Raw genomic sequence first — 24,903 nt, 5'->3', positions numbered from 1 at the left:
GGTCTCGAACGGAGCAAAGCCATGAACGCGCCCGTCAAACAGCATCTCATCGACCCGGAGATTTGCATCCGGTGCCACACCTGCGAGGAGGCCTGCCCCATCGGGGCCATCACGCATGACGAGAACAACGTCGTGGTGGACCCGGCGAAGTGCAATTTCTGCATGTCCTGCATCGCGCCGTGCCCCACGGGCTCGATCGACAACTGGCGCGTGGTCGCCGAACCTTACAGCCTGGAGGAGCAGCTCGGCTGGATGGACCTGCCCGTGCAGGAAGATATCAAGGCCGACAACGGCGCAGGCGCGGTCACGATCGAGGCGCTCGACGATGCGGTCGCCGCGCTTCTGGCCGAAGCGCATGCGGGCGCGGGCGGTGCGGTGAAGGCCCCGCTCTCGGCGTCGAAGCCGACCGTCAATCTCTACGGCAGCGCCAAGCCCGCGATCGGCACGATCCAGGGAAACTACCGTCTCACGGCCGAAGCGTCCGACAGCGACGTGCGCCACATCATCCTCGATCTGGGATCGCAGCATTTTCCGGTTCTCGAAGGCCAAAGCGTCGGCATCGTCGCGCCGGGCACGGACGAGAACGGACGGCCGCACCGGATGCGGCTCTATTCGATCTCCAGCCCGCGCGACGGCGAGCGGCCGAACACCAACAACATCGCGCTGACCGTCAAGCGCGAGCCGAATGGCGTCTGCTCGAATTTCGTCTGCGACCTGAAGAAGGGCGACAAGGTCGACCTGATGGGACCTTTCGGATCGACCTTCCTGATGCCCGACGATCCGCAGGCGCACCTGATCATGATCTGCACCGGGACGGGCTCGGCGCCATTTCGCGGCTTCACGATGCGCCGCCAACGCACCGCGGCAGCAAATTCCGGGGGCATGACGCTGTTCTTCGGTGCCCGCGCGCCGGAGGCCCTGCCCTATTTCGGACCCTTGAAGAAAGTGCCGGACGGCTTTCTCGCCAAGCATTTCGCCTTCTCCCGCGTCGGCGGCCAGGACAAGCAGTATGTTCAGGACAAGATGCGGACCGAGGCGGCACGTCTCGCCAGCGCCCTCTCGCAGGACAACACGCATATCTATGTCTGCGGACTGAAGGCGATGGAGGGGGGCGTCGAGGAAGCATTCAAGGACATCGCGCGCGGCGCGGGCCTCGACTGGACCTCGATCCGAAACGGCATGCGCGACGCCGGCCGCTATCATCTCGAAACCTATTGAAGGAGGCTTCCATGGGCGACGCGCGTTCTTCCGGCAACGATGCGAGCGCGGGTACAGCGTCTTTCGTCCATCGAATCCGGGTCGGCTGGGCCGACTGCGATCCGGCGAGGATCGCCTATACCGGACGCATTCCCTACTTCGCGCTCGAAGCGATCGATGCGTGGTGGCAGCACCGGATCGGCAATGACTGGTTCAGCCTCAACATCGACCGGAATCTCGGCACGCCGTTTGCCCGGCTGGAAATGGATTTCCGCTTTCACGTGACGCCGCGCGCGCCGCTCGAATGCACCGTCCACCTGACCCGGCTCGGCGAGACGTCGATCGGCTTCGCGGTCGACGGGCACCAGGCGGGCAGGCTGTGTTTCCAAGGAAAGTTCGTCTGCGTGTTCGTGGTCGCCGACAGGCACGAGAAGACGGCCATCCCCGCCGACATCCGCGCGATCGCCGAGCCGTTTCTGTCGGCGCCGCCGGCCTGATCGACGAGGATCGAGATGGCACGGGCGATGAACACGCGAAACGATCGAACGAGCCCGGCCATCCTCCATCTAGAAGCGGCGGAACGCGCCATGATTGCCGCAGCGCTCGCCGCCGGACCCTGTTCGATCGCCCGTGCTGCCGTGATCGGCGGCGGCACCATCGGCACCGGCCTTTCCTTCGCGCTGCGGCGCGCGCGCATCGGCGTGACGATCGTCGAAGCGGACGCCCATGGCTGCGAGCGATCCCGCCACTGGTTCTCGAAGCTGCTGGATCACGAGGTCGCAGCCGGACGGCTCACCGACAGCGACCGGGCCGCGATCCGTGAAGGCGTTCGCTGGCAGACCGGTCTGGCGGGACTTTCGTCGGCGGACGCCGTCATCGAGGCGGTGCCGGAAAACCTCTCGCTCAAGCGATCCATCCTGCGCGATCTGGGGGCTGCTGCGCCCGGCGCGCTGCTCGCCACGACGACCGCGTCCTGCGATCTGCGGTCCATCGCAGAGGCAACGCCCTATCCGGACCGGGTGGTGTGGTTCGGCCTCTCCGCGCCTGCGCATCTGACGTCGCTCGTCGAAGTCTCGTCCTGCGAAGGCACGTCGGCCCGGTCGCTGTCGCAGGGGCTCGCGCTTGCCCGCAGGCTGGGCAAGCTGCCGATCGCGCTCGGCGCGTCGCCCGGCGGCATCGTCGATCGCCTGACCCAGCGCCGCAACGCCGTCTGCGATGCGATCCTTCTGAAAGGCGGGCTGCCGTGGGAACTCGACGAGGCGATGGTGGACTTCGGCTTCGCCATCGGCCCGTTCGAGGCGCAGGACCTCGCCGGTCTCGATGCCACCTACCATCGCCGCCGGCAGGGCGGGACCGCAGGCTCGGGGCGGCGCTTTGCGATCACCGACAGGATGGTCGAGGAAGGCCGCATCGGCAAGAAGGCCGGCGTCGGCTGGTATCGCTATCCCGGCGGCGGCGGCGCGGTGATCGATCCGCTGGTCGAGGACGCCATCCGCGAGGAGGCGCATTTCGCCCGCATCGAGCGCCGGGCGTTTTCGCAAGACGAGATGCGGCGATGCGTTCTGGCGGCGATGGTCGCCGAAGCCTCGGCGATCCTCGGGGAAGGCGTCGCGTCCGCCGCCGCGATCGACCTTGCCAGCGTTCACGGCCTCGGCTTCCCGCGCGAGCGCGGCGGGCTGATGCATTGGGCGAGCATTCAACAGGGAGGAGAAGCAATGGAGACCGAACGAATCGACGTGGCGGCGTTCATCGCCACGCGCAGAATCGAGCGTGCCTGGCTGGCGAATGCGGCCGGGATCGACCTCGCCGATCTCGACACCGAACCCGCCTCGCCACAACTTCGGGCCTGCGTTGCGGGCTGGGATCGTCGCCATGCGGCGATGTGCGAAGGCTACGCACTCATGGCCGTCGCAGGCGAGGAAATCTGGTCCACGTTCCAGGCGCAGAGCACGCCCAGCTAGCGGCGCTGCGGGATATGCGCGGCGGTCTGGTTGTAGAGCATCCGATTGGTATCGGCATTGTACTCGCCGCGGTTCTGCCGGTCCTTCATCAGGTCGATGGCGGCGCGCACGGCAGGCCGTTGCTTGAGGCGCTCGCGCCAGGCCGACACGTTCGGGAAGAGATCGAGCGACACGTCGAGATTGCGGGCGATGAACACCCAGGGAAATATCTGCATGTCGGCGATCGAATAGTCGTCGACCACGAAGGCGCGGCCGTCGAGCCGGCGTTCCAGCACCGCGAGGCAGCGTTCATACTCTCCGCGATAGCGGGCGAGACTGTAGTCCTGCCGCTCCCGTGGGCCGAACATGCGGAAATGCGCGTACTGCCCCGCCATGGGCCCGAGATTGCCCGTCTGCCAGAACAGCCATTCGAGCGTTTCCTTCCGCGCCTGCGGTCTCGTCCCCATGAAGCGCCCGGTCTTTTCGGCGAGGTAGAACAGGATCGCGCCGGATTCGAACACGCTTACCGGCGTCGCGCCGGCATCACGGTCCACGATGGCCGGCATGCGCGCATTGGGGCTAATCGCCAAAAACTCCGGCTCGAACTGCGCGCCCGCGAAGATGTCGAGGAAGCGGGCTTCGTATCGAAGGCCGCACTCCTCCAGCATGATCGCGACCTTCCAGCCGTTCGGCGTCGGCGCGTAGAAGAGTTCGATCATCCGGCCCGGCGCCTCACCTATCGACTGCCCGGGTCCATTCGTCCTCGCGCAATTTGAAGCGCTGGATTTTTCCCGTCGCGGTCTTCGGCAGTTCGGGAACGATGCTGATCCAGCGCGGATATTTCCACGCGCCGATGCGCTCCTTGACATGCGCCTTGAGCATTTCGGGCAGGGTGTCGGCCGCCGCCCCGTCCTTCAGCACGACATAGGCCAGCGGCTTCTCGAGCCCTTCGTGGTCGCGAAACGGCACGACCGCCGCTTCCAGCACGCGCGGATGCGAGACGAGCGCCTGCTCGACCTCGAACGGCGCGACCCAGATGCCCGAGACCTTGAACATGTCGTCCGTGCGCCCGCAATAGACGAAACGGCCATCGCCGGTGCGCTCGTATTTGTCGCCGGTGCGCGTCCATCTGCCCTCGAAGGTCGAGCGGCTCTTGTCGCGCTGGTTCCAGTAATTCTCCGCGGCGGACGGCCCGTTGACGAGCAGTTCGCCGACCTCGCCGGGACCATCGATCTCCGCGCCCTGTTCGTCGACCAGCTTGACCGCGTAGCCCGGCACGGCGACGCCCGACGTGCCGTAGACGATGCTGCCCGGTGCATTGGCGAGGAAGATATGCAGCATCTCGGTGGACCCCACGCCGTCGAGGATATCGACGCCGAAGAGTTGCCGCCAGCGATTGCCGACCTCGGCCGGCAGCGCTTCGCCCGCCGACGTGCAGATGCGCAGGCTGGTGGAAACGGCGTCGGTCGCGCCCGCATGCGCGAGCATCGCGGCGAACAGCGTGGGCACGCCGCAGAAGATCGTCGGCCGGCTGTCTTCGATCGCCTTGAACATCACGTCCGGCGTCGGCCTCCCGCGATGCAGGATCGCGGTCGCGCCGACCGACATCGGGAAGGTCATCGAGTTGCCGAGGCCGTAGGCGAAGAACAGCTTGGCGGCGGACAGCACGACGTCGTCCTGCGTGATGGCGAGCACCTGCGCGCCGAACGTGTCGGACGTCGCCTTGAGGCTGGAATGAACGTGGCGTACGCCCTTTGGCCGCCCCGTGGAGCCCGACGAATAGAGCCAGAACGCGCATTCGTCATCGCTCGCATGGCACATGCCGCCCGGCTGCGAGGCGGCGAGTTCATCGGCGAAGGACAGGTGTCCGCCCGCCTCGCCGCCCACCACGAAGACATGGCGCAGGGAGGCGATACGCGACAGGATCGGCTCAACCGCAGGCAGCAGTTCCGGCGAGACGAACAGCACCTTGACGCGCGCGTCGTTGAGGATGATCTCGTAATAATCGGTCGACAGAAGCGTGTTCAGCGGAATCGGCACCACGCCTGCCTTGAGGCTTCCCCAGAAGATCACCGGCAGCGCGATCTCGTCGAGCATGATGATCGCCGCGCGGCCTTCCGGCTGGATGCCGTGCCGCGCATAAAGGTCGGCCATGCGCGACGACTGCTCCGCGAGCCCGCCATAGGTCAGCGTGCGCCCGCCCTCCCCGCTTTCCACGAAGGCGGCCTTGTCGCCCCGCCCCTCCGCGACATGGCGATCGACAAAATACAGTGCGGCGTTGCCGTTATCCTCGACCATGGGTTCCTCCAGTTCACGGGGCGGCGACCCCGGCGGCGCGGATGACGCCTGCCGGGATCAGACCCCCAGCCATTTCTTTTGTGCCGCCTTGTCGTCGCAGACCTGCGCAGACGTGCCCCGCCAGACGACATCGCCGCGTCCGACCACGCAGACATCGTCGGCAAGGCTGGTCGCGAAGCCGAAATTCTGCTCGACCAAAATCATCGTCAGACCCTCGGCCTTGAGTTCCTGCAGCTTGTCGTGGATCTGGCGCACGATGATCGGTGCCAGCCCTTCCGTCGGCTCGTCGAGGATGAGCAGATGCGGGTTGGTCAACAAGGCGCGCGCGATCGACAGCATCTGCTGCTCGCCGCCCGAAAGCTGGTTGCCGCCATTGGTCAGCCGGTTGGCCAGGTTGGGAAAGAAGTCGATGACCCGTTCGCGCGTCCAGGCCGGGTTCGGCGGCGAGATGCGCATCGCCAGCCGCAGGTTTTCATCGACCGTCAGCGAGGGGAAGATGTCGCGCGTCTCGGGCACGTAGCCGATGCCGCTGCGGGCGATCTCATAGGAAGGCCGGCCCGAAATCCTGCGCCCGTCGAGCCGTATCTCGCCGCGCGACAGCGGCAGCAGGCCCATGATCGCCTTCAGCGTCGTGGTTTTGCCGGCGCCGTTGCGGCCGAGAACGGCCATGACACGCCCCCTGCGCGCGGCGAAGCCCAGCCCGTGGATGACCCTGGTCTCGCCATAGCCGGTGTGCAGGTCCTCCACCTCAAGCATCGTGGCTCCAGCCTCCGAGGTAGATTTCGTTGACGAGGTGGCTGTCGCGCGTTTCGTCCGGCGTGCCTTCGAAAACCACCTCGCCATAGTTCAGGACCGTGACGCGGTCCGCGACGTCGAAGGCGAGGTCCATGTCGTGCTCGATGATCACCACGGTGAGGTCGCGCGGCAGCGATTTCAGGAGGGTGTGAAAGGCCTTGATCATCTCCGGGCCGACGCCCGATGTCGGCTCGTCCATCAGCAGGACGACGGGTTCCGTCGCAAGCGCGATGCCGACCTCGAGCTGGCGGCGCGCGCCATACGAGACCGCGTTCACGGGATGATCCAGAAGCGGCGTCAGCCCGACCTTCGAGGCGACGTCGCCCACGCGTTCCGCGATCGCGCGGTCGTTGAGCGTGTCGCGCGTCAGCCAACCTGCCGCACCCGACGCAGTGGCACATGCCAGGGCGAGGTTTTCGGCGACGGTGAGGTCGTCGAAGAGCGTGTTCTTCTGGTAGCTGCGTCCGAGCCCAAGCCGGGCGCGCGCCTCGACCGGCATCCGCGTCAGGTCGCGTCCCGCGAGCTTGATCGTACCGGCATTCGGCCTCACCTCGCCGACGAGGATGTTGAAGAGCGTTGTCTTGCCCGCGCCGTTCGGACCGAGGATGACGCGGCGCTCGCCCTTTTCGACCGCCAGCGAGACATTCTGCGTGACCTTGAGCCTGCCGTAGGATTTCTCAAGTCCGATCGCTTCAAGCATGGCGGCTCTCCGCTACGTCGAGCCTCGTGGCGGCCTTTTGCTCGGGCACCGGCGCCGGCCGCTTGCGGCGCGTGAGCATGTATTCGAACTGGCCGTAGAGACCGCGATTGCCCATCACCACGACCAGAACGAGGATGATGCCCATGATCATGTGCCAATAGCGCGTCAGGCCGCTCAGCTCGTGTTCGAGGAACACGACCAGCACCGCGCCCACGGCGGGTCCGACCAGCGTGCCGATGCCGCCCAGGATCACCATCACCAGTGCCTCCCCGGACATCATCCAGCCCATCATCAGCGGCGAGACGAACATGGTCTGCTGCGCGGCGATCGTGCCCGCGAGGCCTGCGAGGACGCCCGAGAAGCCGAAGGCGAGCGCCTTGTAGCGCCGCACCGGCAGGCCGATCGCACGCATCCGGGTTTCGTTCGAGCGGATGCCGACCAATGTGCGCCCGAAGCCGGACCGCAGCAGCAGCGCGGCCATCACATAGGCCAGCCCCGCCAGCACGATCGAGAACAGTGCGAACTGCATCGAATTGTTCATGTTGAGGCCGAGGAGCGACAGGTCGATGCGTGCGACGCCCGACAGCCCGTCATCGCCGCCCAATGCCCTGTTCTCGAAGACGTAGACATGCACCATCTGGCCGAAGGCGAGCGTCGCCATGATGAAGAAGATGCCCGTCGTACGCGACGTGACGGCGCCGACGGCGAGCCCGAAGAGACCGCCCGCGGCCATCGCCGCCGGAAGCGCGATCAGCGGCGAGATGCCGAACATCGACGTGAGGACCGCGAACACATAGGCGCCGATGCCGAAGATTGCGCCGTGGCACAGGGAGATCATGCCGCCATAGCCCGCGACCAGGTCGAGGCTGATGGCGAGAATGATGAGCGCCGACGCCTCGATGATCAGCTCCCGGCCATAGAAGCCGGCGAAGACGGTATAGATCGCCATGCCGCCCAGCAGCAGCGCCAGCGTGATGGTCTTGGCGAGGGTTTGATGAAACATCGCCGTCACGCCCGCGCTGGAAAGAGGCCTGCGGGACGCAGGATGAGCACGGCGGCCAGAAGCGCGTAGATCGTCACCGAGGCGAGTTGCGGCACCAGCACCACGCCGAACGTCTGGATGAAGCCGACCAGCAGCGAGCCGGCGATGGCGCCGCGCAGGCTTCCCAGCCCGCCGATCACCACCACGACGAGCGTCGGAATGAGGATTTGCGTGCCCATATGCGGCGTTACCGACAGGACCGGCGCGGCCACCACGCCCGCAAGCCCGGCCAACCCGCAGCCGAGGCAGAAGACGAGGAAGAACAGCCGGTCGACATTGATGCCGAGGCACGCCGCCATGCTGCCATTGTCCACGCCGGCGCGGATCATCGCGCCGATCTGGGTGCGCGACAGGAGCAGCCACAACCCGACCATCACCGACAGGCCGACACCGATGATGAACAGGCGGTAGGTCGGATAGGTCACGCCCAGAAACGTGCTGCGGCCCGAAAACAGCATCGGCTCGCTGAGGCTGAGCGCGTAGTCGCCCCAGGTGAGGCGGAAGAGATCGTGCAGGATGAAAATCAGGCCGAAGGTGACCAGGACCTGGCTCATCGGCCCCGCCCCGCGCAGGCGGCGGATAAGGCCGAGATAAAGCACGATGCCGGCAAGCGCCACGGCGATCGGCGCGGCGATGAATGCGCCCCAGTACGTGCCGGTCACGAGGAAGGCGCTGACGCCGACATAGGCACCCAGCGCATAGAGCGCGCCGTGGGCGAGATTGACGAAATGCATCAGGCCGAAGATGACCGTCAGGCCGATCGACAGCAAGAAGAGCAGCATCGAGAACTGCAGCCCATTGAGGGCCTGGACGATCCAGAACGACATGCCGCCTTCCGAAATCTTGGGGTCGTCAGGAGCGGATGCGCGGGCGGGCCGCGCATCCTGCGATGTCGGTGATGCTCAGAGTTCGCAGCCGTTGGGCTCGTCGCGCACCGCTTCGACGGTATCGAGCAGCTTCTGCGTCAGGCGGCCGTCCTCCTCGACGATGTCGAAGACATAGACGTTCTGGACGATGTTGTTGGTCGCCGGATCGATTTCCAGCGGCCCGCGCGGACCCGTATAGCTGACCTGCTTGAGCGCCTGGGTGATCGATTCCCGATCCGTCGCGCCGGCCTTGACGGCCTCGACCAGAGAACGCCCGGTGTCATAGCCCTGAACTGCGTATTCCGACGGCAGGCGACCGCCCGCGACCTTCTGGAAAGCCTCCACGAAGGCCTTGTTCTCCGGTGTGTCGAGCGCCGGCAGATAGTGAAGCGACGTGATCACGCCCGTCGCTGCCGGGCCTTCCGCGTCGAGATAGAGTTGCGAGGTGAGGAAGCCGGTGCCGTAGAGCGGCACGGTGTCCTTGATCCCGAAGGAATCGTACTGCTTCACATAGTTGATCGCCTCGCCGCCGGCATAGAACACGAACACCGCGTCGGGCGCGGCGGCCTGCGCCGTGGTCATATAGGGGCCGAAATCCTGCGTCTGGCCGAACGGCGTGAACGCCTCGCCGACGACCTCGCCGCCCACGGCCTTGAAGGCTTCCGCAAAGGCGCCGATGAACTGGCGGCCGGCGGCGTAGTCCGGCGCCATGGTGTAGACGGTGCGCACGCCCTGATCGTACATCCACTGGCCCATCGGCCGGGCGACCTGCGCGTTGGAGAATGAAACGCGGGTGATGTATGGGCTGCAGGAAAGGCCGGTCGCTTCGTCGTTGCCGGCATTGGAGACGATCAGCGGCACCTGCGACTGGTCGACGAAGTCGCGCACCGCAGCCAGCACGCCCGACGACACGATGCCGACGAGAACGTCCACCTCGTCTTCGAGAACCAGCTTGCGCGTCTTCGCGACGCCGACCGGCGGGGCGGCTTCGGTGTCCTCGCGGATGATGTTGAAACGGTCGGTCATGCCCGCTTCGTCCAGCGCCAGCATGAAGCCCTGGTCGATCTCGGTGCCCAGCGCGGCATAGACGCCGACATAGGGCAGGATCATGCCGACATCGATCTTCTCGTCCTGCGCCGCTGCGCTCGTTGCGACGAGCGCAAGCACGCCCGCGAGCGAGCCCTTCAACACGGTCTTCATCTGACTCTCCTCCCAAAGAGTGCCGCGGAGACGCGGTTCGTCCGCCCACGGCTGTTTGACGAGAAGAGCCTACCAGCGCGGATCGCGCGTCGCAAGCATTATACTGCACTTTCTGCACAATATGCCATAAAATATCAGGCATGCCGATGCGATTGAGCTGTGCTCACTGCAATATCGTGCATAAACTTCAGCGAATTATCAGGAGGAAAAGGGGGCTTCACAGCACCCTCCCGACATCAGGCGGGTTTCCGGCCGATGCCGAGATAGATCTCGGCGATGCGCGGATCCTCGGCCAGTTCGGCTGCCGGCCCCTGCATGGTGATAGCGCCGAGCTCCATGACATAGGCCCGGTCCGCGATCTGGAGCGCGGCGCGGGCGTTCTGCTCGACCAGCAGGATCGACACGCCCCCTGCCCGCAGATCGGCCACCGTGCGCAGGATGTCGCGGACGATCAACGGCGCCAGACCGAGGCTCGGCTCGTCGAGCATCAGGAGGCGCGGCCGCGCCATCAGCGCACGACCCATCGCCAGCATCTGGCGCTCGCCGCCCGAAAGCGTTCCGGCCTCCTGACGCCGCCGCTCCTTCAGCCTCGGGAAGAGCGTGAACACGCCTTCGAGGCGCTCCGCGATCTCGTTGCGGCCGCGCCGGAACGCGCCGAGTTCGAGGTTCTCCTCGACGCTCATCGTCCCGAACAAATCGCGCTGTTCCGGCACGAGGCTGATGCCCATCGCGACGCGGTCCTCGGCGGCGACTGTCGCGAGGTCGCGCCCTTCGAACGTCACGGTTCCCCGCGACGGGAGAAGGCCCATGATGGAGGCGAGCAGCGTCGTCTTGCCGGCACCGTTCGCCCCGATGACGGTGGCGATCTCGCCTGCGCGCACGTCGAGCGAGACCTCCCGCACGGCCTCGACGCGGCCGTAGTTCACCGACAGGCCGGAAACGGTCATCAAATCGTTCACGCCGCACTCCCCAGATAGGCTTCGACAACGGCCGGGTTGCGCTGGACTTCGGCCGGAGACCCGGTCGCGATGCGCGCGCCGAAGTTGAGCACGACGATGTGGTCGGTGAGTTGCATGACGAAATCCATGTCGTGCTCGACCAGCAGGATGCTCATGCCCTCCTTGCGCAGGCTGCGGATCAGGTCCGCGAGCGCCTGCTTTTCCATGTGGCGCAGCCCCGCGGCCGGCTCGTCCAGCAGTAGCAGCACGGGATCGAGGCAAAGCGCGCGCGCGATCTCGGCGAGGCGCTGCTGGCCCAGCGCGAGCGCGCCGGCGGGCTGGTGCACGACGTCGCCCAGCCCGACGCGGGCGATCTGGCGTTCGGCCTCGGCGAAGATGCGTGCCTCTTCGTCACGGTCGAGCCGCAGCATGCCCGCCGTCAGCCCGTTGCGGCCGCGCAGATGCGCCCCGATCGCGACATTGTCGAGAACCGACATCTGCGGCGAGAGCTTGACGTGCTGGAAGGTCCGCGCGATGCGGCGCTTGGCGATGCGCGATGGCGACAGCCCGCCGATCGGCTCGCCCCTGAACGAGATTTCGCCCTGCGTCAGCGGCAGAACGCCCGTGACGAGATTGAAGGTGGTGCTCTTGCCCGCGCCGTTGGGACCGATCAGCCCGACGATCTCGCCGGTCGCCACGTCGAAGGACACGTCGTTGACGGCGACCAGTCCGCCGAACTCCTTGCGCACGTTCTGCACCGACAGGAGCGGCTGGCCGGCGGGGTCGAAGCCTTCGCTCACAAGCGGCTCGGCCGTGGACAAAGCGCGGCGACGCGGCTTCATGCGACCCACCAGCAGCGGCCAGATGCCTTCGCGCGCCCCTTGCAGCAACGCCACCAACAGCGCGCCGAAGACGATGCCCTCGTAATTCCCGCCGGTGCCGAAGATCAGCGGCAGCCAGTCCTGCAGCACGTTCTTGAGCAGGATGACGATGCCCGCGCCGAGAACCGCTCCATAGATGTAGCCGGCCCCGCCCAGCACGGCCATCAGCAGATATTCGATGCCCACGGTCAGGTTGAAGACGCCGGGCGTCACCGCGCGCTGGAAGTGGGCATAGAGCCAGCCCGACACGCCGGCCAGAAGTGCTGCGTAGACGAAGACCGTCAGCTTGGCGCGCCAGACATCGACCCCGACGGATTCCGCCGCCATCGACCCGCTGCGCAGCGCGCGGATGGAGCGGCCGACGCGCGAATCGAGAAGGTTGGCGGTCAGCCACAAGGCGACCAGCACGAAGGCCCAGACGACGAGGTAGAAGGAGCGGCCGTCGAGAAGATTGACGCCGAAGACGTTCAGCGGCGGCACGCTGGAAATGCCGTCATAGGCGCCAAGCGATTTCAGGTTGCCGAACAGATAGTAGAAGGCGATGCCCCAGGCGATGGTGCCGAGCGGCAGATAGTGGCCCGAGAGGCGCACCGTCACCAGTCCGATCAGGAGCGCCGCCGCCCCCGTGACGGCGATCGACACCGGCAGCGTCAGCCAGGGCGACCACCCCGAATAGACCGTCAGAACGGCGGTCGCATAGGCCCCGAAGCCGACGAAGGCCGCCTGCCCGAAGGAGGTCATGCCGCCGACCCCGGTCAGCAGCACGAGCCCGAGCGCGACCAGGCTCGCGAGCCCGACGAAATTCAAGAGCGTCACCCAGAAGTTGGGTACGAACGGCAGGAACGGAACCGTCAGGACGATCGCGACGAAGATGGCGAAGCGGATCAGCGAGGAGCGGTCCATTCTAGTGCTCCTCCTCGTCGTTGTGGGTACTGCGCAGCGACCGCCACAGCAGGACCGGAATGATCGAGGCGAAGACGATCACCTCCTTGAAGGCGCTGGCCCAGAAGGAAGAGAAGGCTTCGAGCAGCCCGACACCCAGTGCTGCGATCACGGCAGGCGGATAGGCGGACAGACCCCCGATGATTGCCGCGACGAAGCCCTTGAGCCCGATCACGAAGCCGCTGTCGTAGTAGAGCGTCGTCAGCGGCGCGACGAGGACAGCGGAAACGACGCCGATCGCAGCCGCCATCGCGAATGGGATGCGCCCCGACAGCATCGTCGGTATGCCGACCAGACGCGCGCCGCGACGGTTGATCGCCGAGGCGCGCAGCGCCTTGCCGGTCAGCGTGCGGGTGAAGAAGACCGCGAGCACGGCAAGCAGCGCCAACGTCGCGCCGACGACGAGCAGGCTCTGATAGGTGACGGTCATCGGCCCCAGCCGGAACGATCCCGAGATCAGGGCGGACGTCCGGTAGCCCTCGGCCCCGAAGATCACCAGCCCGAGTGCTGTCAGGGCCAGATGCGCGCCGACGGCTGCGATCAGCAGCACGAGGACGGACGCGTCCGCGAGCGGCTGGAAGGCGACCCGGTAGAGGTACGGGCCCATCGGCACGATGATCGCGACGCAGATCAGGATGTTCACAAGAGCGCCGAGTTGCATCGGCGCCAGAAGAAGCGCTGCAGCCGTGATCAGGGCCGCAGGAACAAGGTTCTTGACCAGCGCCATGGCCGCGCGTGCGGGCGAGCGCTCCCGCAGCGCCACGAACACGTCCATAAGCGCGGCGGCGGCGGCAAGCACCATCAGCAGCCAGACGGCGCCCGGCGTCCGTCCCATTTCGAGCGCCGCGAGCGTCAGGCCGCCGAAGGTGACGAAATCGCCCTGCGGCACGAGGATGACCCGCGTGACCGCGAAGACCAGCACCAGCGCGACCGCCAGCAGGGCGTAGATCGCCCCGTTGATGATGCCGTCCTGAACGAGAAAGATGAAGATGTTTGTGTCCAAGGACCGTCAGGCCTCCCGTTCGAGCGTCGGCGCTTATCAGTTCGCGATGGCGATGTAGAAAGATGCGTCGTCGCCGTGAAGCAAAGCGAGTTCGTCCTGCCGGTTGGCGAGGACCGCGCGCTGGTTGACGTAGCCCTTGTCGGTGATTTCGCCCCGGTCGACGGCCGCCGGAGCCTCCATCAGGCGCGCACGCGTGGCATAGCGCGACGACCCGCCGCCTTTTGCCCTGAGCGCCGCAAGCCCGCTTTCGACATGGGCGCGGACGGCATGGCTGTCGAGAGCGTCGCGCGCAGGCGCGTCGTCCGCCAGTCCGGCGATGCGCCGGCAAGCGGGCAGATTGGCGAAGACGAGGAAGCCCACCTCCTCGCTGTCGTGCCCGGTGACGACGATGTCCTGCGCGACGGGATCGAGCGCTGCGATGCCCTGCACGCGGATGTCGCCGACGCTGACCCAGGTTCCCGACGTCAGCTTGAAATCCTCCGCCACCCGTCCGTCGAAGTAGAGCCCGGCTTCCGGGCGCTCCGGATCGGCGAGACGAACCGCGTCGCCGATCCTGTAGAAGCCTTCTTCGTCGAAGGCCGCGCGCGTCAGCTCGTCGTTCTTCCAGTAGCCGGGCGTCACGTTCGGTCCGCGTACCCTGATCTCCAGCTTGTCGCCGGTCGGCACCAGCTTCAGCTCCGTGCCCGGCACCGGAAGACCGATATTGCCGCTGCGGCTGGCCTGGAAATGGCAGTCGGTCGCCATCGGGGCGGTCTCGGTCGATCCCCAGGCGGAAACCATCGGGACGGCATAGCCCAGCGTCTCGCGCGACAGGGTTTCGAGCGCGGCCCAGAGATTCTGCGGCAAGGCGGCGCCGGCATAGAAGATGAGCTTCACCGAGGCGAAGAAGCGGTCGCGCAATTCGCGATCCTCGCGCATCGCGGCGATCAGCATGTCGTAGCCGCGCGGAACGTTGAAGCAGATCGTCGGCTGCACCTCCTTGAGGTTCGCCGCGGTGGTGGCGAAGAGCTGCGGTGTCGGCTTTCCGGCATCGATATAGAGCGTGCCGCCGTTCCGCAGGATCATGTTGAAGTCGTGGTTGGCGCCGAACGTATGGCTCCATGGCAGCCAGTCGACCAGAACCGGCGGCTCCGTCTCCAGGAAGGGCCAGACGGCGGCGCGTGCTTCCTGGTTCGAGGTCAGCATCCTGTGCGTGTTGATCACGGCCTTGGGCGTACCCGTCGAGCCCGAGGTGAAGAGAAGCCGCGCGACCGTGTCGGGCGTGGTCGCGGCGAAGGCGCGGTCGACCGCGTGGTCATTCGGCGGCGCGGCCTCCAATTGCGAGAAGGAGATGGCCCGCGGCACGGCCTCGCTGCCCGCGCTGGCGCAGATGACGGCGGAATGGCGGCCCTGGAGCGCGGCAAGTGCGGCGCCATAGACGGCTGCGTCGCCGACATAGATGAGCCCCGGCTCCAAAAGCTCGATCATCGATATAAGCTTGGCGTGGTCGCGCGACATCAGCGAATAGGCCGGCGAGATCGTGGCCACGGGTATCCCGGCATGCATCGCGGCAAGCGCCAGCACCGCATAGTCGATCGCATTGTCGGACAGCACCGCCACCGGCCGCGTGGGCGAGAGCCCACGCGACAGCAGGGAGGAGGCGACCGCGCGGACGCGCATCAGCGCATCGCCCTAGGTCAGGCGTGTCCAGTCGATCGAGGGCGAGGCCCGTTCAGCGAGGAACAGCCGCCCGGGCGCGCGTTTGGCCCAGCCGGTCAGCCAGTCGCCGACCGCACGGGCGGGCCGCGTCAGCGGCACCGGGTTGGACAGCAGCAACGTGCCGTCCACCCGCCTCTCCATCCGAACCCGCGGCTCCGCGAAAAGCGGCGGAGCGGGGCTTTCGACCTGCGCCATCGTACCCACGCCGGAGCCTATTCCATGTACTTCCAGGCGCCGTTCTCGACGACGACGAGCACGCGGCTGCGTTCGTCATGGCCGTCATGGTTTTCCGGGGTGGTGTTGAAGACGCCGTGGACGCCGGCCACCTCCTCCAGGCTTTCGAGCGCGTCGCGCAGGCCGGAACGGAACTCGGCCGTGCCGGGTTCGCCGGCTTCCAGCGCGGCCGGAAGCGCTGCGGTCAGAAGCTGCGCGGCGTCGTACATGTGGCCACCGAAGGACGACAGCGAGCCCGCGCCATGCGCGCCTTCATAGGCTTGCGTATACTCCATGCCGATCGCCTTGGAGGGGTGATCGTCGGGAAGCTGCGACGCGACCACGACCGGTCCGACCGGCAGGATCGTGCCTTCCGCCGAAGCGCCCGCGACGCGGATGAAGTCGAGGCTCGCCGAGCCGTGCGTATGGTAGATCTGGCCTTCATAGCCGCGTTCGGCCAGCGCCAGATTGGGCAGCGCGGCCGGCGTTCCCGAGGCCGCCACGATCACCGCATCGGGTGCGGCGGAGACGACGCGCAGCACCTGTCCGGTGACGCTCGTGTCGTTGCGGGCGTAGCGTTCCACCGGCTCCATCGTGATGCCCGTGCCCTCGAGCGCCTTGTTGAGGACGTTCAGCCACAATTCGCCATAGCCGTCCGAATAACCGATGAAGCCGAGCGTCTTCACCTCGTTCGCCTTCATGTGGTCGATGATCGCGCTGGCCATGATCGCGACCGGCTGCGGGGTGCGGAACGTCCAGTGTTCGGATTCGGGCGGCAGGCCGACCGGGGCGAGCGTGAGCAGCGGGGTCGAGGTTTCGGCGGCAACCTGCGCGACGGCCACCGTCGCCGGCGTCGCCGAGGACCCGATCAGGAGGTCGGCGCTCTGCTCTTCGATGCATTTGCGCACGTTGCGCACGGCCGCCGTCGGGTCGGTCGCGTCGTCGAACGTGGTGTAGTTGATCGTCTGCCCCTCGATCTCTTTCGGCAGGAGCGCGACGGTGTTCTGCTCGGGCACGCCGAGGGATGCGGCGGGGCCGGTGGCCGACACCGTGATGCAGACGGTCACGTCGGCCAGCGCGGGCGTGGCAAGCAGTGCGCCGGCGACGCCGGCGGCGAATACGTATCTCATGATTTCCTCCCGTTACGACACAGGGACGATTTCCTCCCGCCCTGCTGCCTTGGCAATTATGATCTGCGAGAACCGTCCCGCTGTCGACACCCGGCCGTGGGCGATCCTCGTCGCCATGCCGCGCCAGCGTCGGCCCTCTCTCCCTTTCCACTCAAAGAACATACGCATGCGTATGTGAATTTGTGATGTTTTATCTTATGTTGTATAACGATATCGCGTCTGTCAATACGCCGCCGTATGGTCGAGCGGTATTGATCACGGCCCAGTCTTCTGGCATCTCATTGCAATGAGCATCGTTGAAAAACCAGTCGAGGTCCCGGCTGCCGAGGATCCGCAACCGCCCCGGATGAGCGAGCGCGACTGGATCGACGCCGCGTTCAGGCACATCGCCCGCAACAATCTCGACGACATCCGCGTCGAGGAGCTTGCGCGCGAACTGGGCGTCACCAAAGGCAGCTTCTACTGGCATTTCCGCAACCGTCACCAGCTCGTGGAACGCGTGCTGGAGTATTGGATGGATCGCGCGACGATACAGGTCACGCGATGGGCGCGCGCCGAGGCCGCGACAGGCGCGGAGCGTCTCAAGCGCCTGCTGTCGCTGCCCGCCGCCACGCCCCCGGACAAGCACGGGGCCGAAATCGAACTGGCGATCCGCTCATGGGCGCGGCGCGAGACGCTCGCCGCCGACACCGTGCGCAAGGTCGATGCCGTACGCCGCGAGTTCTTCCTCGAACTCATGACCGATCTGGGCTTTTCGGGCGACGAGGCGGCGCGGCGCGCCACGATCGCGCAATCCTTCATGCTGGGCGAGGCGCTTTTGACCATCGGCCGTTCGAAGGCGGAGCGGGTGGCGGCCGTCGATGCCTGCGCGTCGATGCTCGCTCGTCACGACGACGGCCCCTGATCGGGCGTATCTCTTGCGGCATCTCCCGAGCTCGGGCATGCATCGCATTCCAGCACGAGGATTCTCATGACCAAGCTCACACTGACTTTCAGCGACGCGGTCGCCCAGGCCTTGAAGGCAGGCGATCCGGTCGTCGCGCTCGAATCGACCATCATCACCCACGGCATGCCTTTTCCGGCCAATCTGGAGACGGCGCAGGCGGTGGAAGACGTCGTGCGGGAGAACGGCGCCGTTCCCGCGACCATCGCTGTCATCGACGGCACGATCCATGTCGGTCTCGACGCAGCGCAGCTCGAAATGCTCGCGCGCTCGAAGGACGTGGTGAAGGCGTCCGGGCGTGATCTGGCAGCAGTCATGGTGACGGGCGGCTCGGCCGGCACGACCGTTTCCGCGACCATGCGCATCGCGGCGCTCGCCGGCATCGACATCTTCGCGACCGGCGGCGTCGGTGGCGTCCATCGCGGCGCCGACCAGACCTTCGACATCTCGGCCGACCTGACCGAACTGGGCCAGACCGGCACCACCGTCGTGTGCGCCGGGGTGAAGTCGATCCTCGATATTCCCAAGACGCTCGAATATATCGAGACGCAGCGTGTGCCGGTCGTCGCCTATCGGAGCGAGGATTTCCCGGCCTTCTTCACGCGGTCGAGCGGGCTGAAGGCCGATCACACGCTCTCTTCGCCGGAGGAGATCGCGCAGATGATGATCACCCATGCACAGCTTGGCTCGGGCACCGGCATTCTGATCGCCAATCCCATTCCGGAGGCAGACGCGCTGTCGCCCGACTTCATCGACGGCACGATCGCCGACGCCGTGAAGGAAGCCGAAGCGCGCGGCATCGCCCGCAAGGACGTCACGCCCTTCCTGCTCGGGCGCATCAACGAGCTTTCCGAGGGAAAGAGCCTGACGGCCAACATCGCGCTGGTGAAGAACAACGCCGCGCTCGCCGCGAAAATGGCAGTCGCTCATGCCCGGCTGAAACGCGGCACTTGACGCCGATACGGGCCCGGTATCAGCTATGACGGGATCGAAATGCGGCCTGTGTCGACATGCAAATTCTTGTCATTGAAGACGACCAGACGACCGCCGCCTTCGTGACGAAGGGCCTGCGTCAGGAAGGGCATGGAGCCGACCACGTGGCGAACGGCCGGGAGGCTTTTGCGCAGGCCATGGCGAAACCCTACGACCTGCTCATCGTCGATCGCATGCTGCCGGGTCTCGACGGGCTGTCGCTCGTCAAGGCCCTGCGGGCGGCGGGCGTCGCCACGCCGGCGATCTTTCTGACGGCACTGGGCGGGACGGACGACCGCATTGAGGGCCTGAATGCCGGCGGCGACGATTATCTGGTGAAGCCATTCTCGTTCGGTGAGCTGTCGGCGCGCATCGGTGCGGTGGGCCGGCGGCAGGCAACGCCCCAGATCGATACGATTTTGACGGCGGGCGATCTGAAGATGGACCTCATCCGTCGCACGGTGACGCGCGCCGGCCAGACCATCTCGCTCCTCGGCAAGGAGTTCGCATTGCTCGAACATCTCGTGCGCCACAAGGGACGCGTCCAGACGCGTACGATGCTGCTCGAGGAGGTCTGGGGACTTCGGTTCGACCCGCAGACGAACGTCGTCGAAACACATGTCAGCCGCTTGCGCTCGAAGATCGACAAACCCTTCGCCGACGAGATCATCAAGACGGTTCGCGGCGTGGGCTATGTCGTCGAAGGCTGAGCCCGTATCGGACACGATGCCCAGGCTGCGCGCCGTGCTGCGCACCGAACATATGCGCCGGGCGCTCACGCTGGCGGCCGTGTTCGCCACCACGCTGGTCATCACGCTCGGCATAACCTTCTGGTATCTGCGGGCCGATGCCGTCGCGACGATCGACCGCGACCTGCAGCAGTCGATCGCGGCTCTGACCACCGCAGGCGACCGGGCCGATTTCGGCCGGCTCCTCGATGCGGAAATCGTGGTCGCGAACCCCGCGGAACGCATCTTCATCTTCATAGACGAAAACAGCCTGCAGACCGGCAATGCCACGGTCCAGCTCGATGAGGGCGAGCCGGTCTTCTCTTCGCTCACGGCAAGCAACGAGGTCAGCGATTCGGACTACCGGACGCTCGTCGAGCCGGTCTTTGGCGGTGTCCTCGTGGTTGCGCGCAGTTACGCGCCGATCATGCGGCTCGCCGAGACGTTCCTCGCGCTCATTGCCTTGACGGTGATCCCGACCACGCTGATCGCGGTCGGGTCGGCGGTGGCGATCAACACACAATCGTCGCGCCGGCTGGTTCGCATTTCGTCGGCGCTCGAACACATGACCCGTGGCGACCTGTCCGCGCGTGTCGGTTCCAGCGGCGACGACGACATCGGCCATATCGAGGCCGCGATAGATCGCATGGCATCGGCGCAGGAGGATGCCGTGACAGCACTGCGGCAGGTCACGGCGGATATCGCGCACGAATTGCGAACCCCGCTCCAGCGCATCAGCGTCTATCTCTCGGATATCAACGAAGAGACGGATCAGGCCGCGCGTCGCGAACTGATCGAGAAGGCGATGGATGAGACACACCGGTCGGTCGCGATCTTTCAGTCGCTTCTCCAGATCGCGCAGATCGAGGGCGGAGACTCGGGCCTTCGCCTCGAGCGTTTCGATGCGACCGCGCTTCTGGCCAATTTGACCGAACTCTACAGGCCTGCCGCCGAAGACGGCGGCATCAGGCTTATCGGACCGGTCTCGCCGCCCCGTATCTGGCTCACAGGCGACGAGCGGCTGATCGGGCAGGCCGTCGCGAACCTGTTCGAAAATGCGCTTCGCCATGCCGGCGAAGGCCGCGAGATCAGTTGCGCGATCGAGCGATTGGACGGGGCCGTCGCGATCACCGTGGCAGACAAAGGCCCGGGCATTCCGCCGGAAGAGCGTGAAAAGGTGCTCGAACGCCTCTACCGGCTCGAGCACAGCCGCACGACGCCCGGCAGCGGACTGGGGCTCTCGCTGGTCAAGGCAACGGTCGAAGCCCATGGCGGGACCATCACGCTGGAGGACAACCATCCCGGCCTGCGTTGCACGCTCACCTTCCCTGCAAACGATTCAGGCCTTCCCGCCTAAAAAGGCGTCGAGCACCCGCTTGCCGAGAGCCTCGTAGTCGCCATCGAAATGATGTCCGCCCTTGGTCACGATGGTCTTGACGTCCGCAAGCGCCGGGTTGGTGCAGGCCGCGTCCTTTTCATCCGCGCCGTACACGCAAAGCACCTTGTCGGCGGGCATGGCCGCGATCGCGGGAACGACCTCGTTCGATCCGCCCGACATTCCAAGCCATCCAGCCACGGAGACCTGAAAGCCCGTCTCCAGGCTCGGCGCGAGAAGTGCGACGAGCCGTATACGGTCTCGCAGCGCGGCCGGCAGTTTCGGCCAGGCGAAGGGCACGGTGTCCGCACCGAACGAATAGCCGACGAGAAGGACCGGCAGTTGGGACGTGGGGTCTGCGGCCGTCACGACAGTCTGGATGTCGGAGGCGATCTGCTCGGGCTTCTTCTCCGCCCAGAAGTAGCGCAATGCGTCGAAGCCCAGCACCTCATAGCCCTGGGTTGCCATCCATTCGCCCATCGTCTTGTCGAGGTCGCGCCATCCGCCATCACCCGAGAAGAAGACCACGAGGCCGCGCGGCGTTCCCTGCGGCTTGATCGATACCACCGGAAGACCGGCAAATCCGGCGGTCGCGTCGAGCGATTTGAGAAGCGACGTGATCTGCTCGCCGGGCGCGGCGTCCGACAATGGCTCGACGTCGAGCCTCGGTTGCGCGGCAGCGGCGTCTTTCACGCCGGCAAGCGCCGACGGGGCGACGAGAAGATGCCCGTCTGCCGGCAATGCCTTGTCGAACGCGTAGGAATAGCCGCCCCCGGGCAGCACGGTCGCGGTCGGGCCGGGGCAGAACGGCAGGCGCAATGTCAGGTGATTGTCGAAGCCCGCGCCGATCGCGCCACCCAGCGTGTTCGCCGGACTGTCCGCAAGGGCAGCATAAGCGAAGGTCGCACCCTCGCCACGCCCGACGAGAACCGGCGGCAGATAGGTCTCGATACCCAGTGCGCGCTGCGCATTCTGAGCGATCGCGGTGAGTTCGCCCACGACATAGAGGCAGCCGCCGCTGTCGGCGTCGAGGTTGCGCGCATATTGGGAGAGATCGATGGGAATGACTGCCGCCCCATCGGCTACGAGTGCATCGACGATGTCGCTGTCGGCCTCTTGCCATCCCGACCGGTCGGACAGATAGACGACCAGCGCGCTGATATCGCCCGATGGCGCACGGGCCAGAACCTGATCGATGCGCCCCGCAGAGACCGGCACGACCGCGCGCTCGCCGCAGCCCGCAAGCAGGCTCGTCACGAGAAGGACCGCGATCAACAATATCCTCATCGCTTGAACATCCCGATCGCACCGCCGGATATGAGGCTGGCAACATCAATGAGCGACTGGCCGGTTGTCAGCCCGCCCGGACAGGCAAGGTATTGAGAGGTCCAGACAGGTTCGAACTTCTGCTTGAACGCCCGCAATCCCTCGAAATTGTAGAACTCATCGCCGCGCCTGTAGATGAACGTGCCCAGCCTGTTCCAGGTCGATGCGAGAGGATGCGACGACAGGCCCGAGAGGGGGGCAGCCCCGAGGTTGAACCATCGATAGCCCTCATCGCGGCCATAGATCAGAAGATGCGTGAAGAAGGCGTCCATCAGCGCGTTGGAAACACCCGGTCTGTAGCGCATCAGGTCGACGGACAACTCCTCGCGGCCGGCACCGCGCCAGAGATTGGCGAAGGCGACGATGTCGTCACCTTGCGTGAGCACCGCGCAGTCGAATTCGCGCAGGTATGCCTCGTTGAAATTGCCGAGCGAGAAGCCTTTTTCCCGCCCCTTCTTCAATTCCATCCAGGCGTCCGATACGGCCCGCAACTGCGGCATCGCGTAGCCGACGCCTTCCCTGGGCAGAACCTCGAAGCGCAGCCCCTCGCGCTCGGCCCGCTTGAAGGCATATCGTAGCGGCTGGCGCTTCGATCCTTCGAGCGCGAAATCGGGCAGGCTTACGCGCGCGATCTCCCCGATCTTCAGCATGGAGAGGCCCAGATCGACATAGGCAGGCATGTACTGCGTCCCCACGGCATAATAGATGGCGCGCGCGCCGGCGCGATCGGCGGCTTCGGCCATGCGCCATATGAGATCGTATCCTGCTGGCCTGGACCCGACCGGATCGCCCATCGATATCCAGCTCCTGCCGCTGACCGCATACATCAGGAATGCGCTGCGATCCTCCGCGACGATGAACCGCTTGTCGCCCAATAGCGCGATCTGCGGCTGGGTGGCTTCGCACGTATCGAGCAGGTCGCGCACCTCGGCAGGCACGGGTAGCGGGCCCGTCCGCGCACGCTGCGGCGGACGATTGACGATCGCGTCCAGCCCGAGGGCCGCCGCGACCACGCCCAGGACGAGTGTCGCACGCAGGAAGCGCGGCGCGTCGTCATCCCAGGCGAAACTCCACCAGAGTTCGTTCTGGTATTCGACATGCCGGAAGGCGAAGAAGCCGAAGAGAGTCAGCGCGATGAAGGCGGTGAAGACCACGCCGAGCCAGAACGGGTTGGGCTCGAACGAGCGCCAATCGCCCTTGCGGTAGAAGACGGCGGACGACATCGCCAGACCGCCGGCGATCGCGAGGAGCACGATCGCCTCCTCCCAGTCGAGCCCCTTGGCCAGCGAAAACACCGCGCCTGCGATCAGCAGGCCGATGGCGACCTTCCTTGCCATCGCCACGCGCCGGAAGAGGCCGCGTGAAATTACGATCAATGCGAGACCGACAAGGCTCGCCAGCATATGCGACGTTTCGGCGAAGGGCAGCGGCAGGAGGGACTGGAGCACCTCGAGGCGCGATCCGATCGCAGGCGTGTTGGCGGAGACGAGAAGTACGCAGCCGCCGAGGAATACGAGGATCGCGCTTGTCGGCGCGACGATGCGGCGCGTGACCACCAGTGCCCGCCTGGACACGTTCGGAATCCTGTTGCGCACGCGCACGATCTCGAACGCAGCGAGCGCCAGGAGCGCGACGATCAGCGGCAACAGGTAGTAGATCACCCGAAACGCCAGCAGGGATGCGATCACGTCCGGCCGGCCGGTCGCGCCCAGGCCGATCAGCACCGTGGCCTCGAGAACGCCCAGGCCGCCGGGTGCGTGGCTTGCCACGCCGAACACGATCGCGGCGACGAAGATGATGAGGAAGACCGAGAATGCAGGCGCTATGTCCGGCGGCAGCAGGACATAGAGCGCCCCGCAGGCCGTCGCGATGTCGATCGCGCCGATCACGATCTGGGCAACCGCATTGCGCGCGCTCGGCAGCGGCAGGGTCCACCCGAAGAGGCGGATGGTCCGCTCTTTCTGCGCGAGCCAGACGAGAAGGACCGCGAGGCCTATCAGGGCTGCCACGCCGATGCCCCTGCCCGCCGAGGGCGACAGCGCCTGCAGGAACGGAATGCCGGGCGGGTCGAACATCAGCGCGAAGGCTGCAACCGTCGCCAACCCGAGGCTGAATGTCATGAAGGAGACGCCGACGATGCGGCCGACATCGGCGGCGTCGAGGCCGGAATGCGTATAGAGACGGTAGCGGACAGGTCCGCCGACAAGAACGTGGAAACCGATCGCGTTGGAGATCGAGTAGCCGATGAAGCCGGCCAGAAACGCGAAGCGACGCGTCACGCGCCCTTTGGCGACCCGCTCGACGGCGAGCACGTCGTAGCACGACATCGCCGCGAAGCTGATGACGGAGAGCGCCAGCGACCAGACGAGCGCGCTGGCGGACAGGTCGGAGATGGCGGAGACGATGTCGTCAAGGTGAACCTCGGCCGCGAGTTCGTGGATGATGAATGCCGTGATCGCGACGACGCCGGCGCCGAAGATCGGCCCCAGGAGCCGGGGCTCGACGAGACGCATCAGCCAGGGGGACACGGTGGATGGTTCGGATGTGCGTTCCAGTGCCATCGATCTCTTTCCCAAAGATGCGAAAACCGGAACGCTCATGTCCCTCGGTCCCCGGTGCGAACGGGGCCGGACTCATGCCCGACCCCTCCTAGATCGCCGTGCATCCTCACGGACGCACCAGTGGCGATCTATCTCTTTGTTTGAGCATCGGAATA

General features: G+C 66.1%; 20 protein-coding genes and 1 pseudogene. 7 read left to right on the top strand and 14 right to left on the bottom strand.

The annotated features are described in order from the left end of the window. Positions 1 to 21: 21 nt before the first annotated feature. The 3 genes from boxA to AAFN55_RS04190 all read left to right on the top strand — a co-directional run bounded on the left by boxA (position 22) and on the right by AAFN55_RS04190 (position 3,158). A complete protein-coding gene (boxA, locus tag AAFN55_RS04200) occupies positions 22 to 1,218 on the top strand; it encodes a benzoyl-CoA 2,3-epoxidase subunit BoxA (RefSeq protein WP_347797621.1) in 1,197 nt (398 codons plus the stop codon). Positions 1,219 to 1,229: 11 nt separating this feature from the next. Further along, the gene (locus tag AAFN55_RS04195; RefSeq protein WP_347797620.1) at positions 1,230 to 1,694 is read left to right on the top strand and encodes a thioesterase family protein; all 465 of its coding nucleotides are present in this window, start codon (positions 1,230 to 1,232) and stop codon (positions 1,692 to 1,694) included. Between the two features lie 90 nt (positions 1,695 to 1,784). Next, entirely contained in the window at positions 1,785 to 3,158 is a 1,374-nt protein-coding gene (locus AAFN55_RS04190) for a 3-hydroxyacyl-CoA dehydrogenase NAD-binding domain-containing protein (protein ID WP_347797619.1), read from the top strand. Here the strand turns inward: AAFN55_RS04190 and AAFN55_RS04185 are convergent. The 12 genes and pseudogenes from AAFN55_RS04185 to AAFN55_RS04130 form a co-directional block, all read right to left on the bottom strand. After that, positions 3,155 to 3,856 carry a glutathione binding-like protein gene (locus AAFN55_RS04185; protein WP_347797618.1) on the bottom strand — a complete coding sequence of 234 codons (702 nt, stop codon included), beginning with the start codon at positions 3,854 to 3,856 and terminating at the stop codon, positions 3,155 to 3,157. The two genes, AAFN55_RS04190 and AAFN55_RS04185, sit on opposite strands and share 4 nt — an antisense overlap. A 13-nt stretch (positions 3,857 to 3,869) precedes the next feature. Beyond that, positions 3,870 to 5,435: a benzoate-CoA ligase family protein gene (locus AAFN55_RS04180; RefSeq protein WP_347797617.1), complete on the bottom strand. Its 1,566-nt coding sequence runs from the start codon at positions 5,433 to 5,435 to the stop codon at positions 3,870 to 3,872. Positions 5,436 to 5,492: 57 nt separating this feature from the next. Beyond that, complete coding sequence (locus AAFN55_RS04175) at positions 5,493 to 6,191, bottom strand: ABC transporter ATP-binding protein (protein WP_347797616.1); 699 nt, start codon at positions 6,189 to 6,191, stop codon at positions 5,493 to 5,495. Next, a complete protein-coding gene (locus AAFN55_RS04170; protein ID WP_347797615.1) occupies positions 6,184 to 6,930 on the bottom strand; it encodes an ABC transporter ATP-binding protein in 747 nt (248 codons plus the stop codon). Before AAFN55_RS04170 ends, AAFN55_RS04175 begins: the two co-directional genes overlap by 8 nt. After that, complete coding sequence (locus AAFN55_RS04165; RefSeq protein ID WP_347797614.1) at positions 6,923 to 7,933, bottom strand: branched-chain amino acid ABC transporter permease; 1,011 nt, start codon at positions 7,931 to 7,933, stop codon at positions 6,923 to 6,925. The genes AAFN55_RS04170 and AAFN55_RS04165 overlap by 8 nt, the downstream gene beginning before the upstream one ends. A 5-nt stretch (positions 7,934 to 7,938) precedes the next feature. Further along, positions 7,939 to 8,799 (bottom strand): branched-chain amino acid ABC transporter permease, encoded by an 861-nt coding sequence (locus AAFN55_RS04160; RefSeq protein ID WP_347797613.1) that lies wholly within the window; start codon positions 8,797 to 8,799, stop codon positions 7,939 to 7,941. Positions 8,800 to 8,874: 75 nt separating this feature from the next. Continuing rightward, on the bottom strand, positions 8,875 to 10,038 hold the full coding sequence (locus AAFN55_RS04155) for an ABC transporter substrate-binding protein (protein ID WP_347797612.1): 1,164 nt from the start codon (positions 10,036 to 10,038) through the stop codon (positions 8,875 to 8,877). Between the two features lie 236 nt (positions 10,039 to 10,274). Continuing rightward, on the bottom strand, positions 10,275 to 10,997 hold the full coding sequence (locus AAFN55_RS04150) for an ABC transporter ATP-binding protein (protein WP_347797611.1): 723 nt from the start codon (positions 10,995 to 10,997) through the stop codon (positions 10,275 to 10,277). Beyond that, complete coding sequence (locus tag AAFN55_RS04145; RefSeq protein WP_347797610.1) at positions 10,994 to 12,760, bottom strand: branched-chain amino acid ABC transporter ATP-binding protein/permease; 1,767 nt, start codon at positions 12,758 to 12,760, stop codon at positions 10,994 to 10,996. The genes AAFN55_RS04150 and AAFN55_RS04145 overlap by 4 nt, the downstream gene beginning before the upstream one ends. A 1-nt stretch (position 12,761) precedes the next feature. Beyond that, positions 12,762 to 13,802 carry a branched-chain amino acid ABC transporter permease gene (locus AAFN55_RS04140; RefSeq protein ID WP_347797609.1) on the bottom strand — a complete coding sequence of 347 codons (1,041 nt, stop codon included), beginning with the start codon at positions 13,800 to 13,802 and terminating at the stop codon, positions 12,762 to 12,764. 36 nt (positions 13,803 to 13,838) lie between these two features. Beyond that, positions 13,839 to 15,695, bottom strand: a pseudogene (locus tag AAFN55_RS04135) (feruloyl-CoA synthase). 17 nt (positions 15,696 to 15,712) lie between these two features. Beyond that, positions 15,713 to 16,843 (bottom strand): ABC transporter substrate-binding protein, encoded by a 1,131-nt coding sequence (locus AAFN55_RS04130; RefSeq protein ID WP_347797608.1) that lies wholly within the window; start codon positions 16,841 to 16,843, stop codon positions 15,713 to 15,715. Positions 16,844 to 17,129: 286 nt separating this feature from the next. Between AAFN55_RS04130 and AAFN55_RS04125 the strand changes: the two genes are divergently transcribed. The 4 genes from AAFN55_RS04125 (at position 17,130) to AAFN55_RS04110 (ending at position 20,843) form a co-directional block, all read left to right on the top strand. After that, positions 17,130 to 17,747 carry a TetR/AcrR family transcriptional regulator gene (locus AAFN55_RS04125; protein ID WP_347797607.1) on the top strand — a complete coding sequence of 206 codons (618 nt, stop codon included), beginning with the start codon at positions 17,130 to 17,132 and terminating at the stop codon, positions 17,745 to 17,747. Positions 17,748 to 17,813: 66 nt separating this feature from the next. After that, the gene (locus AAFN55_RS04120) at positions 17,814 to 18,740 is read left to right on the top strand and encodes a pseudouridine-5'-phosphate glycosidase (RefSeq protein ID WP_347797606.1); all 927 of its coding nucleotides are present in this window, start codon (positions 17,814 to 17,816) and stop codon (positions 18,738 to 18,740) included. 56 nt (positions 18,741 to 18,796) lie between these two features. After that, positions 18,797 to 19,468 (top strand): response regulator transcription factor, encoded by a 672-nt coding sequence (locus tag AAFN55_RS04115; protein WP_347797605.1) that lies wholly within the window; start codon positions 18,797 to 18,799, stop codon positions 19,466 to 19,468. Continuing rightward, positions 19,452 to 20,843, top strand: a complete 1,392-nt coding sequence (locus tag AAFN55_RS04110; RefSeq protein WP_347797604.1) for a HAMP domain-containing sensor histidine kinase — start codon at positions 19,452 to 19,454, stop codon at positions 20,841 to 20,843. The genes AAFN55_RS04115 and AAFN55_RS04110 overlap by 17 nt, the downstream gene beginning before the upstream one ends. Here the strand turns inward: AAFN55_RS04110 and AAFN55_RS04105 are convergent. Further along, positions 20,826 to 22,148 (bottom strand): AcvB/VirJ family lysyl-phosphatidylglycerol hydrolase, encoded by a 1,323-nt coding sequence (locus AAFN55_RS04105; protein WP_347797603.1) that lies wholly within the window; start codon positions 22,146 to 22,148, stop codon positions 20,826 to 20,828. The two genes, AAFN55_RS04110 and AAFN55_RS04105, sit on opposite strands and share 18 nt — an antisense overlap. Continuing rightward, positions 22,145 to 24,748 (bottom strand): bifunctional lysylphosphatidylglycerol flippase/synthetase MprF, encoded by a 2,604-nt coding sequence (gene mprF, locus AAFN55_RS04100; protein ID WP_347797602.1) that lies wholly within the window; start codon positions 24,746 to 24,748, stop codon positions 22,145 to 22,147. Before mprF ends, AAFN55_RS04105 begins: the two co-directional genes overlap by 4 nt. Positions 24,749 to 24,903: the final 155 nt, after the last annotated feature.

Source organism: Mesorhizobium sp. CAU 1732, assembly GCF_039888675.1.
Taxonomy (GTDB): domain Bacteria; phylum Pseudomonadota; class Alphaproteobacteria; order Rhizobiales; family Rhizobiaceae; genus Aerobium.
Note: the sequence above shows the minus strand (reverse complement) of the source record. Positions and strands in the feature narration are given on the sequence as shown.

Coding starts and splice junctions, on each gene's coding strand:
- AAFN55_RS04130 (WP_347797608.1), bottom strand. CDS start 16,843: ATGAGATACGTATTCGCCGCCGGCGTCGCCGGCGCACTGCTTGCCACG.
- AAFN55_RS04185 (WP_347797618.1), bottom strand. CDS start 3,856: ATGATCGAACTCTTCTACGCGCCGACGCCGAACGGCTGGAAGGTCGCG.
- AAFN55_RS04125 (WP_347797607.1), top strand. CDS start 17,130: ATGAGCATCGTTGAAAAACCAGTCGAGGTCCCGGCTGCCGAGGATCCG.
- AAFN55_RS04165 (WP_347797614.1), bottom strand. CDS start 7,933: ATGTTTCATCAAACCCTCGCCAAGACCATCACGCTGGCGCTGCTGCTG.
- AAFN55_RS04155 (WP_347797612.1), bottom strand. CDS start 10,038: ATGAAGACCGTGTTGAAGGGCTCGCTCGCGGGCGTGCTTGCGCTCGTC.
- boxA (WP_347797621.1), top strand. CDS start 22: ATGAACGCGCCCGTCAAACAGCATCTCATCGACCCGGAGATTTGCATC.
- AAFN55_RS04110 (WP_347797604.1), top strand. CDS start 19,452: ATGTCGTCGAAGGCTGAGCCCGTATCGGACACGATGCCCAGGCTGCGC.
- mprF (WP_347797602.1), bottom strand. CDS start 24,748: ATGGCACTGGAACGCACATCCGAACCATCCACCGTGTCCCCCTGGCTG.
- AAFN55_RS04190 (WP_347797619.1), top strand. CDS start 1,785: ATGATTGCCGCAGCGCTCGCCGCCGGACCCTGTTCGATCGCCCGTGCT.
- AAFN55_RS04115 (WP_347797605.1), top strand. CDS start 18,797: ATGCAAATTCTTGTCATTGAAGACGACCAGACGACCGCCGCCTTCGTG.
- AAFN55_RS04180 (WP_347797617.1), bottom strand. CDS start 5,435: ATGGTCGAGGATAACGGCAACGCCGCACTGTATTTTGTCGATCGCCAT.
- AAFN55_RS04160 (WP_347797613.1), bottom strand. CDS start 8,799: ATGTCGTTCTGGATCGTCCAGGCCCTCAATGGGCTGCAGTTCTCGATG.
- AAFN55_RS04170 (WP_347797615.1), bottom strand. CDS start 6,930: ATGCTTGAAGCGATCGGACTTGAGAAATCCTACGGCAGGCTCAAGGTC.
- AAFN55_RS04195 (WP_347797620.1), top strand. CDS start 1,230: ATGGGCGACGCGCGTTCTTCCGGCAACGATGCGAGCGCGGGTACAGCG.
- AAFN55_RS04175 (WP_347797616.1), bottom strand. CDS start 6,191: ATGCTTGAGGTGGAGGACCTGCACACCGGCTATGGCGAGACCAGGGTC.
- AAFN55_RS04105 (WP_347797603.1), bottom strand. CDS start 22,148: ATGAGGATATTGTTGATCGCGGTCCTTCTCGTGACGAGCCTGCTTGCG.
- AAFN55_RS04145 (WP_347797610.1), bottom strand. CDS start 12,760: ATGGACCGCTCCTCGCTGATCCGCTTCGCCATCTTCGTCGCGATCGTC.
- AAFN55_RS04120 (WP_347797606.1), top strand. CDS start 17,814: ATGACCAAGCTCACACTGACTTTCAGCGACGCGGTCGCCCAGGCCTTG.